Annotated in this window: 13 protein-coding genes and 1 riboswitch; of the genes, 1 reads left to right on the top strand and 12 read right to left on the bottom strand. The window is 69.0% G+C overall.

What is annotated here, in order from left to right:
• A partial coding sequence (locus ACWCIA_RS22735; RefSeq protein WP_454166761.1) for an IS3 family transposase occupies positions 1-107 on the top strand: 107 nt, incomplete at its 5' end.
• Here the strand turns inward: ACWCIA_RS22735 and ACWCIA_RS22730 are convergent.
• The 12 genes from ACWCIA_RS22730 to cobT all read right to left on the bottom strand — a co-directional run bounded on the left by ACWCIA_RS22730 (position 104) and on the right by cobT (position 12,305).
• Complete coding sequence (locus tag ACWCIA_RS22730; RefSeq protein ID WP_454166759.1) at positions 104-1,423, bottom strand: cobyric acid synthase; 1,320 nt, start codon at positions 1,421-1,423, stop codon at positions 104-106. The genes ACWCIA_RS22735 and ACWCIA_RS22730 overlap by 4 nt on opposite strands.
• A complete protein-coding gene (locus ACWCIA_RS22725; RefSeq protein WP_454166758.1) occupies positions 1,420-2,298 on the bottom strand; it encodes a cobalamin-binding protein in 879 nt (292 codons plus the stop codon). The genes ACWCIA_RS22730 and ACWCIA_RS22725 overlap by 4 nt, the downstream gene beginning before the upstream one ends.
• Entirely contained in the window at positions 2,295-3,275 is a 981-nt protein-coding gene (gene cobD / locus ACWCIA_RS22720; protein ID WP_454166757.1) for a threonine-phosphate decarboxylase CobD, read from the bottom strand. Before cobD ends, ACWCIA_RS22725 begins: the two co-directional genes overlap by 4 nt.
• On the bottom strand, positions 3,268-4,212 hold the full coding sequence (locus ACWCIA_RS22715) for a CobD/CbiB family cobalamin biosynthesis protein (protein WP_454166756.1): 945 nt from the start codon (positions 4,210-4,212) through the stop codon (positions 3,268-3,270). Before ACWCIA_RS22715 ends, cobD begins: the two co-directional genes overlap by 8 nt.
• A complete protein-coding gene (gene cobU, locus ACWCIA_RS22710) occupies positions 4,206-4,763 on the bottom strand; it encodes a bifunctional adenosylcobinamide kinase/adenosylcobinamide-phosphate guanylyltransferase (RefSeq protein WP_454166755.1) in 558 nt (185 codons plus the stop codon). The genes ACWCIA_RS22715 and cobU overlap by 7 nt, the downstream gene beginning before the upstream one ends.
• Entirely contained in the window at positions 4,760-6,076 is a 1,317-nt protein-coding gene (locus tag ACWCIA_RS22705; protein ID WP_454166754.1) for a cobyrinate a,c-diamide synthase, read from the bottom strand. The genes cobU and ACWCIA_RS22705 overlap by 4 nt, the downstream gene beginning before the upstream one ends.
• Positions 6,070-6,696: a cob(I)yrinic acid a,c-diamide adenosyltransferase gene (gene cobO, locus ACWCIA_RS22700; RefSeq protein ID WP_454166753.1), complete on the bottom strand. Its 627-nt coding sequence runs from the start codon at positions 6,694-6,696 to the stop codon at positions 6,070-6,072. The genes ACWCIA_RS22705 and cobO overlap by 7 nt, the downstream gene beginning before the upstream one ends.
• Before the next feature lie 34 nt (positions 6,697-6,730).
• Positions 6,731-7,759, bottom strand: coding sequence for a FecCD family ABC transporter permease (locus ACWCIA_RS22695; RefSeq protein ID WP_454166752.1), 1,029 nt, complete (start codon positions 7,757-7,759; stop codon positions 6,731-6,733).
• 11 nt (positions 7,760-7,770) lie between these two features.
• Positions 7,771-9,630: a TonB-dependent receptor domain-containing protein gene (locus tag ACWCIA_RS22690; RefSeq protein WP_454166751.1), complete on the bottom strand. Its 1,860-nt coding sequence runs from the start codon at positions 9,628-9,630 to the stop codon at positions 7,771-7,773.
• Between the two features lie 71 nt (positions 9,631-9,701).
• Positions 9,702-9,921, bottom strand: a riboswitch (cobalamin riboswitch).
• Positions 9,922-9,940: 19 nt separating this feature from the next.
• Positions 9,941-10,486 (bottom strand): histidine phosphatase family protein, encoded by a 546-nt coding sequence (locus ACWCIA_RS22685; RefSeq protein ID WP_454166760.1) that lies wholly within the window; start codon positions 10,484-10,486, stop codon positions 9,941-9,943.
• A 2-nt stretch (positions 10,487-10,488) separates the two neighbouring features.
• Positions 10,489-11,268, bottom strand: coding sequence for an adenosylcobinamide-GDP ribazoletransferase (locus tag ACWCIA_RS22680; protein ID WP_454166750.1), 780 nt, complete (start codon positions 11,266-11,268; stop codon positions 10,489-10,491).
• Between the two features lie 2 nt (positions 11,269-11,270).
• Positions 11,271-12,305, bottom strand: coding sequence for a nicotinate-nucleotide--dimethylbenzimidazole phosphoribosyltransferase (gene cobT / locus ACWCIA_RS22675; RefSeq protein ID WP_454166749.1), 1,035 nt, complete (start codon positions 12,303-12,305; stop codon positions 11,271-11,273).
• Positions 12,306-12,758 lie beyond the last annotated feature (453 nt).

Genomic DNA, 12,758 nt, shown 5'->3' with positions numbered 1-12,758 from the left:
ATTACATCGAGATGTTTTACAATCCGAAGCGCCGGCACAGCTCCAGCAATGACTTGTCGCCGGTCGAATATGAAAAGCAGTACTTCCAGCGGCTCGCGAGTGTCTAGGAAACTCGTGGCGATTCAAACAGTCCGTGCAGGTAGCTGCCCAGGATCTGGCCGTCCGCGGACAGTGCGCCTTCCGGCCGGCCCGCGATAAGGAAGGCCGGCGTGCCCAATGCGCTCCCGGTCGACACACCCATGTGGATCTCGTAGCCTTCCACGCGCGCCGCCGCATCGAACGCGCAGACACCGGCGACCAGTTGCAAACGCTTCTCGGCCGCCATCTCGGTGTCCAGGTCGAGCAGTCCAAGGCCCGGCGAGGTGCCGGAAGCCCCTTCGATCCCCTGCGGATCGCGCACTTGCCTGCCCAGCATCTGGAAACCCCCGCAAATGCCGATCAGCTTCCCACCGTAGCGCAGATGCCGCGCAATTGCATCTGGCCAGCCCTGCGCCAGCAGCCAGGCAAGGTCGCCGCGCGTGTTTTTGCTGCCCGGAAGGATGATGAGGTCGGCGGCCGGAATTGCTTCGCCTTCGCGCACGAAGCGCAGGTCGACGTCAGGATGCACGCGCAGCGCATCGAAGTCGGTGTGGTTGCTCATGCGCGGCAAGCTCGGTACGACGATCTTGAAAGCGCCGCGGCCCGCCTGCATCGGCTGCACCGCGTCTTCGGCGTCCAGGTACAAGCCGTGCAGGTAGGGCAGCACAGCCAGCACCGGCTTGCCGGTCTCGCGCTCGAGCCAGTCCAGGCCCGGTTCGAGCAGGGCGATATCGCCGCGAAAGCGGTTGATGACAAAACCAACGATGCGTGCCCGCTCGCTCGGCGACAGGCAGGCCAGGGTGCCGACGATATGGGCGAACACGCCGCCACGGTCGATGTCGGCCACCAGCAACACCGGGCAGTCGACTGCTTCGGCAAAACCCATGTTCGCAATGTCGCGTTCGCGCAGGTTGATCTCGGCCGGGCTGCCTGCACCTTCGACCACGATGCAGTCATATTGTTCGCGCAGGCGCGCATGCGACTCCAGCACCGCCGCCATCGCCACCGTCTTGTACTGGTGATAGTCGCGCGCGTTCATGTGCGCACGCGCGCGTCCGTGGATGATCACCTGGGCGCCGGTATCGCTCGAGGGTTTCAGCAGCACCGGATTCATGTCGGTATGCGGCTCGATGCCGGCGGCGATCGCCTGCAGTGCCTGGGCCCGTCCGATCTCGCCGCCGTCGCGCGTCACCGCGCTGTTGAGGGCCATGTTCTGCGGCTTGAAGGGCGCCACGCGCACGCCCTCGCGCATGAGCAGGCGGCACAGGGCGGCAACGACCGTGCTCTTGCCGGCATCCGAGGTCGTGCCCTGCACCATCAGGGTCTGGAAGGGGAACGGGTTCATTTGCGTTGCCGCCGTGCCTGTTCGAGCTTCTCGCACATGACGGCGGCGCCGGCGATCATGCGCGGGCCCGCGCGGTTGAGCAGGTTGCCGTCGACCGTGAACAGGTTCGCGTTGCGTACCGCCGTCATGGTCGGGTACTGGCGCCACAGGTTCACGCCCCCGTAGTTCTTTTCGGCGGTGCCGAAGATGGCTTCCGGGTCGGCCTGCAGCACGCTTTCCAGCGTCACCACCGGCGCCGTCACCGGCAGCGCATGGAAAATGTTTTCGCCGCCGCACAGGCGCAGCGCGTCGGTGACGATGTGCCTGCCGCTGAGGGTGTACAAGGGCTTGTCCCATACCTGGTAAAAGGTGCGTACCGGCGAGCGCCCCGCATAACGGCTGCGCAATGCTGCCAGTTGCCCGCGCAGACCGGCGGCCACCGGCCGCGCCGCCGTTTCGGTGCCCATCAGTTGCGCCAGGCGCAACAGGCTTTCCGGAATGCCTTCCAAGGTTTGCGGATCGCTCAGGTAGACCGGCACGCCCAGCTGGCGAACCAGTTCGATCTGGCGTTCCGAGCTGCCGTGCATCCAGGCCACGATCAGGTCCGGCCGCAAGGCCATGATGCGTTCGATGTCGACTTCGCGGTTCGAGCCGATCCGCGGGATGCGCTTGGCCGCCTCCGGGTAGTCGCTGTAGTCGACGGCGCCGACCACGCGCCCGCCGCCGCCGGCCGCGAACAGCAGCTCGGTCGCGTGCGGCGCCAGCGAAATCACGCGCAGCGCCGGCTTGTCGAGCGTGACTGCCTTGCCCGCATCGTCCTTGACGGTGACGGCCTGCGCGTGCGCATGCAGCATCAGGGCTGCAAGCAACAGCGTTCGTTTCAGTACCTGTTTCATATGGTGCTCCATTCTGCGAGCGCGCGCGCGAGGCGCTGCCACTCGAGTTCGTTGGCGGGCAGGCCGAGGCGGATGCCGCGCGCGGCCTGCGGGAACAGCCGGCACCAGATCCCGCGCGCGGCCATGTGTTCGTGAAAGTCTTCGGGACGCGCCTCGGGCCACCAGTGGAACAAGGGCGTTCCGCTGGCCTCGATGCCCTGCTTGCGCAGCAGGGTGCGCAGGCGCTCGCCCTCGGCCTGCAGGCGCCGGCTCGTTGCCCCCTGCCAGGCATGGTCGCGCAGCGCCGCCAGTGCGATCGACTGCGCCGGGCCGCTCACGGCCCAGGGACCGAGCAGGTCCGCCAGTTCGGCCAGCAGCGCAGGGTGCGCGCCGACAAAGCCCAGGCGCAGCCCGGCCAGACCGAAGAACTTGCCGACCGAGCGCAGCACGATCAATCCCCGCTGCGCCGACTGGGGCGCCACGCTCAGGGCCGGTACGGTGTCGCCGAAGGCTTCGTCGACCACCAGCCAGCCGCCGCGCCGCTGCAAGCGGGCGGCCCAGGCAAGCAGGCGCGCCGGCGGCACGGTCGCACCGGTCGGATTGTTCGGATTACACAGCACCACCACGTCGCTCGTTTCCACAGCCGCGTCGAGCTGGCCATACGGCACCTCGCGCAGCGCATGCCCGTGGCGGCCCCAGTGATGGGCGTGTTCGGCGTACGAGGGCGTGGCGACGGTCACGCGCGCGGGCGGGCGCAGGCGCGGCAAGGCCTGGATCGCCGCCTGCGTGCCCGCGACCGGTAGCAGGTTGGGGGCGCGGTACCAGGTACAGGCCGCCTCCGCCAGCGCCGGGTCCGGCTCCGGCAGGCGGTGCCAGGCAGCCGCGGGCACGGCCGGTACCGGATAGCCAAGGGGATTGATACCGGTTGAGAGATCGATCCAGTCGTCGCGGCCGAAACGCCGGGCCGCTTCGCGCAGGTTGCCGCCGTGTTCAAGCATGGCGCCCCCCATACAGGACGAGCGCCGCCCCGCCGGCCAGCGCCACCCACAGCAGGGCCGAGGCCAGCACCAGGCGCCAGGCCCGCAGGATGTCGCGTGGTGCTGCGGCCGGCCCGCTGCCCAGCGCCGGCCGCGCCTCGAGCTGGCCGGCATACCGTGCGGCGCCGCCGAGCGCGATCCCGAGCGCACCGGCGCCGCTGGCCATCACCGGCCCCGCGTTCGGGCTGCTCCAGGCCGCGGCCTGGCTGCGCCAGCAGCGCCACGCGCGGGCATGCCCGCCGCGCGGAGCGAGCAGGACATAGCTCAGTGCCGTCAGGCGTGCGGGGACGAAATTCAATACGTCGTCGGCGCGGGCCGCCCCCCGGCCGAACAGATTGAAACGTTCGCTGCGATAGCCCCACATGGCATCGAGCGTGTTCGCAAGCCGGAACAGCAGGGCGCCCGGCCCGCCCGCGACGAGGAACCAGAACAGGGTGCCGAAAACGGCATCGTTGCCGTTTTCGAGCAGCGACTCGGCGCCGGCCCTGGCCAGTTCGGAGGGCGTCGCCTGTGCCGTATCGCGGCTGACGATGCGGCCGGTCAGCCGGCGCGCCTGGTCGAGCTGGCCTCCTTCCAGTGCGCGCAGGATCGGAATCGTATGGTCGCGCAGGCTGCGCAGCCCCAGTGCAAAGTAGAGCAGGGCGGCATGCAGCACCAGCCCCGCCTGCGCGCCGAGCCACCAGGCCAGGGCGGACGCCGGCACTACGGCCAGCGTCCAGGCGCAGGCGCCACGGAGCAGCCGCCAGCGGCCGCGGTTGAGCCGGGTTTCGAGCGCCTGCGCGACGCGTCCGAAGCCGACCAGCGGGTGAAAACGCCGTGCTTCGCCCAGCAGCAGGTCGAGCGCCACGCCGGCCGCCAGCAACAGCGCCAATTCGACGAACGGCAGTCCGGTCAGCATGGCGGTCCTTTCAGGACCAGCGGCAGGCCGGCCGCCACCAGCACGACGCGCTCGGCGCGGGCGGCGACCGCCTGGTTCAGGCGTCCGGCTTCGTCGGCGAAGCGCCGCGACAACGCGCCCAGCGGCACGATGCCCATGCCGACTTCGTTCGACACCAGTACCAGTTCGCCGGGCAGGCCGGCCTCGAGCACGTCGAGGAAAGCCGTGCGCTCGCGCTCGAACGCGGCGGGCAGCACCAATTCGCCGCTGTCGGGCAGCGGGGTGTCGCCGCACAGCATCAGGTTGGTCAGCCACAGGGTCAGGCAATCCACCAGCACGATGGCCTCCGATGTGCAGGCGCGGCGCAGCGCGTCGGCCAACAGCAGCGGCTCCTCGACGGTCTGCCAGTGGCCGGGCCGGCGCGCGCGGTGGTGCAGGATGCGCGCACCCATCTCGCCGTCGCCCGCCTGCGCGGTCGCGACATACACAACCTGCTTGCCCGATACCTGGGCCAAACGCTCGGCGAATGCGCTTTTCCCGGAGCGAGCGCCGCCAATGACGAGGGTCGTCATGGCGCCGCCCGCATGAACAGGCTGGCCGCAGCCGCCGGGTTCGAGGCGAAATAGCCGTGGAAGTAGGATGCCGTCAGCGCACCCGCGCGGTACACCGCTTCGCCGGGCGTGCCGGCCGGATGGCGCACGGTATGCCGGTCCGGCGCCAGCGGCGTCTCGAAACGCGAATAGTGAAAGGTATGCCCGCGCAAGGTGCCGGCCGCCGTATCGAGCGCCTGCGATCCGAGGCCGGCCAGGCGCTCGCCCATGCGCACCACGCCGGGCAGCACGCCCGCCATCGGCCAGCGCCGGCCGTCTGGGTCGGTAAGCTCGGCGGCGAGCGCCATCATGCCGCCGCATTCGGCCAGGATCGGCAGGCCGGCCGCTTGCGCGGCATTGATTGAGGCATGCCAGCTGGCCGCCTTCGACAGGGCTTCGGCATGCAGCTCGGGATAACCGCCGGGCAGGTAGACGGCGTCGGCGGCGGCCGGCACGGGTTCGTCGGCCAGCGGCGAGAAGAACGCCAGCCGGGCGCCCAGCCGGCACAGTGTGTCGAGGTTGGCCGGATACAGGAAGCAGAACGCGGCGTCGCGCGCGACCGCGATCGTCCTTCCCGCCAGCAGCGGCTCGACGGGGGGCGGCTCGGGTGTTCCCTGGGCTTCCGGCGACAGCAGCGGCAATGCCTGCCAGGCCGCCTCGTCCAGTTCGAGCGTATCGGCCAGGGCGTCGAGGTGGGCGTCGAGCTGGGGCAGTTCATCCGGCACGACCAGGCCGAGGTGGCGTTCCGGCAGCGCGTGCGGCTGGCGCGGCAGGGACCCGAGTAGCGCGATGTCGCGCAGCGAGCCGGCCACCATCCGCGCATGCCCGGGGCTGGCCACGCGGTTGGCGAGCACGCCCGCCAGCTCCACCGGACCATAGTCGCGCAGCCCGAGGGCAACGGCGCCGGCCGTCTGCGCCATCGCCGAGGCATCGATCACCGCCAGCACCGGGATGCCGAACGCACGGGCCAGGTCGGCTGCCGACGGCGTGCCGTCGTACAGCCCCATCACGCCCTCGACCAGCACGGTGTCGGCCGCGCGCGCCGCTTCCGCCAGCCGCGCGCGGCACTCGTCGAGCCCGACCATCCACAGGTCGAGCGTATGGACCGGTGCACCGCAGGCGCGTTCGAGCAGCATCGGATCGATGAAATCGGGGCCGCACTTGAAGACGCGCACGCGCTGCACGGACTGGGTCAGCTTGCGCGCGATGGCGGCGGTGACGGTGGTTTTACCCTGACCCGAAGCGACCGCCGCCACCAGTACGATGCGGGCGCCAGGAAGCGAGCCGCTCACCATTCGGTCCCCGCCTGGGCGGCGATGCCCGCCGCGAACGCGTGTTTGACGACGTTCATCTCGGTGACGGTGTCGGCCACCGCCACCAGTTCCGGCGGCGCGCCGCGTCCGGTGACGACGACGTGCTGCATCGGCGGGCGGTCGAGCAGGTCTTCGATCACGGCGTGCACGTCGAGGTAGCGGTATTTCAATGCGATGTTCAGTTCGTCCAGTACCACCAGCCCGATCGCCGGATCGGAGAGGAAGGACTTTGCCTGCGCCCAGGCCTCGGCCGCCTTGGCCATGTCGCGTTCGCGGTTCTGGGTTTCCCAGGTATAGCCTTCGCCCATCGCATGGAAGCGCACTTCCTCCGGAAAGCGGCGCAGGAACATCTCTTCGCCGGTGGCCATTGCGCCCTTGATGAACTGGACGATCCCGACCTGCATCCCATGCCCGAGGGCGCGCGCGGTCATGCCGAAGGCGCTCGAGCTCTTGCCTTTGCCGTTGCCGGTATTGACGATGATGATGCCGATCTGCTTGTCGGCGGCGGCGATGCGCTCGTCGATGATTGCCTTCTTGCGCTCCATGCGCACGCGGTGGCGCTCGTTGAGGGCGCTGGTCTGTTCAGGTGTCATGTCGTTCATGGTGGGCTCCAGGAATGGCGGCGCCTAGGTGGACCTAGTGGCGGCGCAGCCGATGCAGTTGATAGAGGAAGATGGGGGCGCCGATGATGGCGGTGACGGCGCCCACCGGCAGCTGCTGGGGCGCGACGATGGTGCGCGCCAGCGTGTCGCACAGCACCAGGAAGCTGCCGCCTCCGAGCATCGCCGCCGGAATCAGGACCCGGTGGTCGGGGCCGAAGGCGAAGCGGCAGGCGTGCGGCACGATCAGGCCGACGAAACCGATCGAGCCGGCGCTGGTGACGGCGCTGGCCGTGAGCACGCCGGACACGAAGAACAGGCCGCGCCGCAGGCTGCCGACGCGCACGCCGAGCGTGACCGCGTTTTCCGCATGCAGGGCCATCAGGTTCATGCCGCGCGCGTTGCGCAGGGCGAACAGCAGTGCGCCGCCCAGCACCAGCCAGGGCAGCACCCGCACCGGGGCGCCGGCCACGTCGCCGATCATCCAGAACACCATGCTGCGCAGGCGCCCTTCCGGCGCGACCGACAGCATCAGGGTGATCAGGGCCACGCACAGCGAGGAGATGATGACGCCGGTGAGCAGCAGGGTCGAAGTGCCGCCCTCCATGCCGGTGCCGCCGCGCAGGTCGCGCCGCGCCAGGCCGTACAGCAGCATCGAGACCGTGACCGCGCCCGCCACGGCCGCCGCCTCGACGGTGGCCATGGAGGCCATCAGCAGCATCGCGCCGAGCGCGCCGACCGAGGCGCCTGCCGAGATGCCGAGGACGTAGGGGTCGGCCAGCGGGTTGCGCAGCAGCGCCTGCATCAGCACGCCGGCCAGCGCCAGGGCGGCGCCGGTCACGAAGGCGACCGTGGCCCGGCCGGCGCGCAGTTCCAGCAGCGAGGCGGCCAGCGATTGGGGGCGGCCGCCGAGCAGCTGGCGCAGCGCGTCCGGCACCTCGCCAGGTGCCACCGCGATCGAGCCGGTCATGCCGGCGTACAGCATGCAGGCGAGCGCAAGCAGCAGCAGCGAACCTGTGATCAGGGTGGCGCGCCGGCGCAGCAGCAGGGGAGCGGTCGTGCTCACGGGCGCCCGTGTCAGCGCAGGCGGTAGCGCAGGCCGGCGAACCAGGTGCGCCCGCCCGTGCCGTAGTGACGGGCCAGCTCGTAGTCCTTGTCCGCTGCGTTGTTCACGCGCGCCAGCAGCGACAGGTCTGGATGGATGCGCCAGGTTGCATGCAGGTTGAGCAGGCCGTAGCCGCCGAGCCGGCGCAGGTTGGCCGCGTCGTCGAAACGCTCGTCCGAGAGCACCAGTTCCGCGCCGCCCTCGAAGGCGCCGGCAGTGTAGTCGGCGCCGAAGCTGGCATGACGGTCGCTGCGCCGCGCCAGACGCTTGTTGGTCCTGTTGTCGTGCGGGTCCTGCCAGTCGAGGCTGCCGCGCAGTCGCAGCGCGCCGAGGCGGGCCGCGCCCGACAGCATCACCCCTTCGAGCGTGGCCGAGGCCACGTTGTAGGCGCAGCTGCCGGTGCGGCCGTCGCGGTTGTCGGGGCAGGGGCTGGCCGAGACGATCATGTCGGTCAGGCGGTTGCGGAACCAGGTGGCGTCGAGCTGGACCCCGCGGCTGTCGTAGCGCAGGCCGGCTTCGGCATTGCGGCCGCGCTCGGGCCGGTTCGATTCGACGCCGTAGCCTGGGTAGTACAGCTCGTTGAAGGTCGGGGCGCGGAAACTGGTGCCGATGCTGGCGGTGGCGCGCAGGCCGCCGCCGAAGTCGTAGCCGTAGCCGGCCGCGCCCGTGTGCTTGTTGCCGTAGGCCGAGCGGTCCTGGCGCGCGCTGAGATCGACCAGGTGGCGTGCGCGCCGCAGTGCATAGGCGGCGCCGTACGAACGGGTGCTGCGCTCGCGTTCCAGGGCGCGGGTGGCGCTGGACGCCACTTCTTCCTTGCGGTGGCCGAGCAGCAGCTGCAGCGTATCGGTGCCGAGCGTGATCGTGTTCTGCCAGTTCAGCTCATCCTGCCGGGTATCGATCTGGCTGGCGCCGGACGCCGCGGCGCTCGTGAAGCTGCCCAGCTTGTCCTCGGAGCGCGCCAGCTGCACGCTGCTGCGCCAGTTGGGCAGGAAGGTGTTGGTCATGAACACCGATGCCGAGTTCAGGTCCTGGCGGTTATGGGTGTCGTAGCTGCCTGCGCCGCTGTCGTACTGGGCGCGCAGGCGGCTGTGCAGGAACTGCACGCCGGCCTCGTGGCCAGGTGCGAGCGCCACGGCCACGCGGCCATGGGCGCTGCGGCGGCGGTAGCCGTCGTCGTCGGGGTGGTAGCCGAAGGCGCCCGGTTTCGTCGCCGAAAAGCCGTCCGAGGCTTCGTGGCCGGCGCCGAACGCATAACTGACCGCGTGCTCGCCGCTGCTGCTGCCGGCAAGGCTGGCGCTGGCCTGGCGCGTGGCGTTGCTGCCGATGCCGGCCGATACGGTGGCGGCCAGTCCGGCCTCGCCCTTGCGGGTGAAGATCTGGATGACGCCGCCGATGGCGTCGGCGCCGTACAGGGTGCTGAGCGGGCCGTAGACGACTTCGATGCGGTCGATGGCCTCGAGCGGAATGGCATTCCAGCTGGCGGCGCCGCTGGTCGACGAGCCGATGCGCACGCCGTCGAGCAGGACCACGACCTGGTTGCTGTTGGCGCCGCGCAGGAAGACGCTGGTGCTGGCGCCGGCGCTGCCGTTACGGGCGATCTCGATGCCGCCCTGGCGCTGCAGCAGGTCGGCGACCGATCCGGCGCCCGAGCGCGCGATCTCGTCGGCATGGATGACGGTGGTCTGCGGGATGACGTCCGCCGCGCGTTGCGGCATGCGCGTGGCGGTGACGACGACGGTATCGATGGGCGTGGAATCGGCGCACGCAAAAGGCGTGGCCATGGCAAGGGCGAGCGACGAGACGGCCGCTTGCCGTGAAACGTGAAAAGTCATGATGGTTCTATGGGTTGGACAACCAGCCCACGTCCCCGTAGGCCAGATTGAACAGAAACGCAACGATGCGGTCGCGCTTCCACCTTTTGGCCGGTATCCGGGCTGGCAAGTACGACCGTCCGACCTTCCCATGCGGATGCACAGTGGTCTGGGGAGACGATTCGCCGCGTGAACGCGGCACTTGCTGACCGTTGCGGGGGCAGCACACGCTGGCCTTTTACGAGGCTTCGTGTTTCCCGTTTAACTGCGCCTGTGAACACAGGCGCGAGCACCAAAACGGGGCCATTATACGTTCGTCAGGCGAGGGTTGTCAGTTTTTCAGCAAGAGCACTTCGCCGTAGGCGATCCGGTGCGGCGTGCGCGCCGCCTCCAGTGCGGCCGCTTCCAGGGGCTGTCCGGTCCACAAGGCGCGCAGCAGGCGGATGGTGCCGGCGTGGCAGATGACGAGTGCCTCGGGGTGGCCTGTCGCATACAGATCGCCGAGGAAAGCGGACACCCGGCGCGCCACGTGGAGCACGCACTCGCCGCCGCCCGGACGGTAGTGCAGCAAGTCGGCGGCCCAGGTGTCGACTTCGCCGCGCGGAATGGCGTCCCAGGACCGCATCTCCCAGTCGCCGAAGTCCATTTCGGCCAGGCGCGTATCGAACTGCAAGTCGGGCGGAGCGATCGCACGCGCCAGGTCGGCGCAACGCGACAGGGGACTGGACCAGGTCGGCAGCGCAGGAGGCAGGCCGCCAGTGCGCAGCGCCTCGCACACGCGCAGGATCTCGCCCGGCGCGGCCGCGACGTCGGTACTGCCGTAGCACAGCCCCGCATCGATGGCCGGGCGCGGATGGCGCACCAGCAGCAGGCGCATGCTCACGCGAGTGCGCCCCGGCCAAGGCTGGCCAGGATGACGAGATAGACGGCGACTTCGGCCACTTGCTGGACGGCGCCCAGGCAGTCTCCCGTGTAGCCGCCGATCCGCGCCCGGAATGTGCGGCCGAGCCAGAAGGCCGATGCGGAGGCGGCGGCCACACTCGCGCACAAGGCCGGCAGCGTGACTTGGCCGGCCGCCGCCAGCAGCACGCCGGGCAGGAGCGCGGTGAGCGCGGCGATGGCAAATTCCGCGCCGCTCATCTGCTGGGCCATCGGCTTCGCCTTGCCTTCGTCGCGTGCGTAGTCCATGCGCCAGATGAGGGCGGTGGCGGCCAGGCGCGACACGGGATGGGCGATCAACAGGGCGGCGATGGCGCTGGCGGGCGGCAGCATGGCCAGCGCCGTGCATTTCGCGCCCAGCATGCAGACGATGCCGATCGCGCCATAGGCGCCCACCCGCGAGTCCTTCATGATCTCGAGCACGCGCTCGCGCGTCAGGCCGCCGCCGAAACCGTCGCAGGTATCGGCGAAGCCGTCTTCATGGAAGGCGCCGGTGAGATAGATCGAGGCCGCGGTCGACAGCACTGCCGCCACCGGCGCGGGCAGGACCAGTGCGGCGAGCGCATACACGGCTGCCGCGCCCGCGCCGACCACGCAGCCGACCAGCGGGAAATAGCGCGATGCGTGGTGCAGCCATTCGGGCTGGAAGCCGACCCAGCGCGGAATCGGCAGCCGCGTGAAAAACTGCAGGGCGATGAAGAACAGGCGCAGCTGCTGCATGTTCAGGAAGCGCGGGTGGCGACCTGGGCCGACGAGAAGGTCGCCATCTGGCCGAGGAAATTGACGGCCGCACGCAGCAGGGGCAGGGCGAGCGCGCTGCCGGTGCCCTCGCCCAGGCGCAGGCCGAGTTGCAGCAGCGGGCGTGCGTCGAGGTGGTCCAGCATCAGGCGGTGGCCCTGCTCGTCGGAACAGTGGGCGAAGACGCAGTAGTCGAGGATGGCGGGTTGCAGGCGTGCCGCGACCAGCAAGGCGCTGGTGACGATGAAGCCGTCGACCAGCAACAGCTTGCGCATGTGCGCGGCCTGCAGCATGGCGCCGGCCATCATCGCGATCTCGAAGCCTCCGAAGGTAGCCAGCACGGCAAGCGGCTCGTCCACGCCGACGTGCCTGCCCACTGCCGCCTCGATGACGGTTTGCTTGCGGGCGATGCCCTCGGGCGGCAGCCCGGTGCCGGCGCCGACGCAGGCGGCCACCGGCGCGCCCGTCAGCTTATGCATGAGCGCGGCAGCGGCGGTGGTGTTTCCGATGCCCATCTCTCCGAAGCCGACGACGTTCCCCGGCAGGTCGCGCACCAGGTCCATGCCGCGCTCCATGGCCAGGCGGCATTCATCGGCCGTCATCGCCGCCTGCTCGGCAAAATTACGGGTGCCGGGGCCGACCTTGCGGTCGAGCAGGCCGCTACGCTGGCCGAACACATGATTTACTCCCGCATCCACGACCTGTATGGCGCAATCGTTCTGGCGGGCGAACACGTTGATGGCCGCGCCGCCGGCCAGGAAGTTCTCGACCATCTGCCAGGTCACCTCCTGGGGGTATGCGGAGACGCCCTCGGCGACGATGCCATGGTCCGCGGCAAATACCAGCACGGCCGGCCGGTCGATTCGCGGCGACAGCGTGCCCTGGATCAGGCCAATCTGCCGTGCCAGCGGTTCCAGGCGGCCCAGGCTGCCGAGGGGTTTGGTCTTGTCGTTGATCGCATTGTCCAGTTCGGCCGCAAGTGCTTCGTTGCGGGTAGAAACCACTGCAGGGATACGCATCGTTGTCGTTTACATAAAGTGGAGGCGGCGGCCACGATAGCACAGGCGCAGGGCTTGCAAGGAGCCGGCCGCTTTGCTATAGTTCGCCTCCTTCGCAAATCACCAACGAAATCAAGTAGTTGAGTTGACAACGAAGCCGCAGGATTCTGCGGTGTAGCAAAAAAGAGGTTGACGAGAATCACGAAACACTGCATACTCTCGTTCCTCTGCTGCTGACGAACAAAACGATTCGCAGAACACAGCAAAGCAGTACCGAATAAGTTCTTTAACAATTAACAGTCGATAAGTGTGGGCGTTTGATGAAGGTGCCAGCTGACTAGTTCAGCTGATTACTTAAATTATCAAATGTTCACAAAAAAGAAATACGTTATCTCAGCAATGAGATGACGGTCAGTATTTTGAGTGAGCGACACCTCGCAAGAGGTTGCCAGAAATGGCGAAAACAGAGATTGA

Source organism: Massilia sp. SYSU DXS3249 (assembly GCF_053668055.1).
Note: the sequence above shows the minus strand (reverse complement) of the source record. Positions and strands in the feature narration are given on the sequence as shown.

Bases quoted from the DNA above. Each gene is read 5' to 3' on its own strand.
- ACWCIA_RS22715 (WP_454166756.1), bottom strand. From the start codon at position 4,212: ATGCTGACCGGACTGCCGTTCGTCGAATTGGCGCTGTTGCTGGCGGCC.
- cobU (WP_454166755.1), bottom strand. From the start codon at position 4,763: ATGACGACCCTCGTCATTGGCGGCGCTCGCTCCGGGAAAAGCGCATTC.
- ACWCIA_RS22730 (WP_454166759.1), bottom strand. From the start codon at position 1,423: ATGAACCCGTTCCCCTTCCAGACCCTGATGGTGCAGGGCACGACCTCG.
- ACWCIA_RS22725 (WP_454166758.1), bottom strand. From the start codon at position 2,298: ATGAAACAGGTACTGAAACGAACGCTGTTGCTTGCAGCCCTGATGCTG.
- cobT (WP_454166749.1), bottom strand. From the start codon at position 12,305: ATGCGTATCCCTGCAGTGGTTTCTACCCGCAACGAAGCACTTGCGGCC.
- ACWCIA_RS22685 (WP_454166760.1), bottom strand. From the start codon at position 10,486: ATGCGCCTGCTGCTGGTGCGCCATCCGCGCCCGGCCATCGATGCGGGG.
- ACWCIA_RS22680 (WP_454166750.1), bottom strand. From the start codon at position 11,268: ATGCAGCAGCTGCGCCTGTTCTTCATCGCCCTGCAGTTTTTCACGCGG.
- ACWCIA_RS22705 (WP_454166754.1), bottom strand. From the start codon at position 6,076: ATGGTGAGCGGCTCGCTTCCTGGCGCCCGCATCGTACTGGTGGCGGCG.
- cobD (WP_454166757.1), bottom strand. From the start codon at position 3,275: ATGCTTGAACACGGCGGCAACCTGCGCGAAGCGGCCCGGCGTTTCGGC.
- ACWCIA_RS22690 (WP_454166751.1), bottom strand. From the start codon at position 9,630: ATGACTTTTCACGTTTCACGGCAAGCGGCCGTCTCGTCGCTCGCCCTT.
- cobO (WP_454166753.1), bottom strand. From the start codon at position 6,696: ATGAACGACATGACACCTGAACAGACCAGCGCCCTCAACGAGCGCCAC.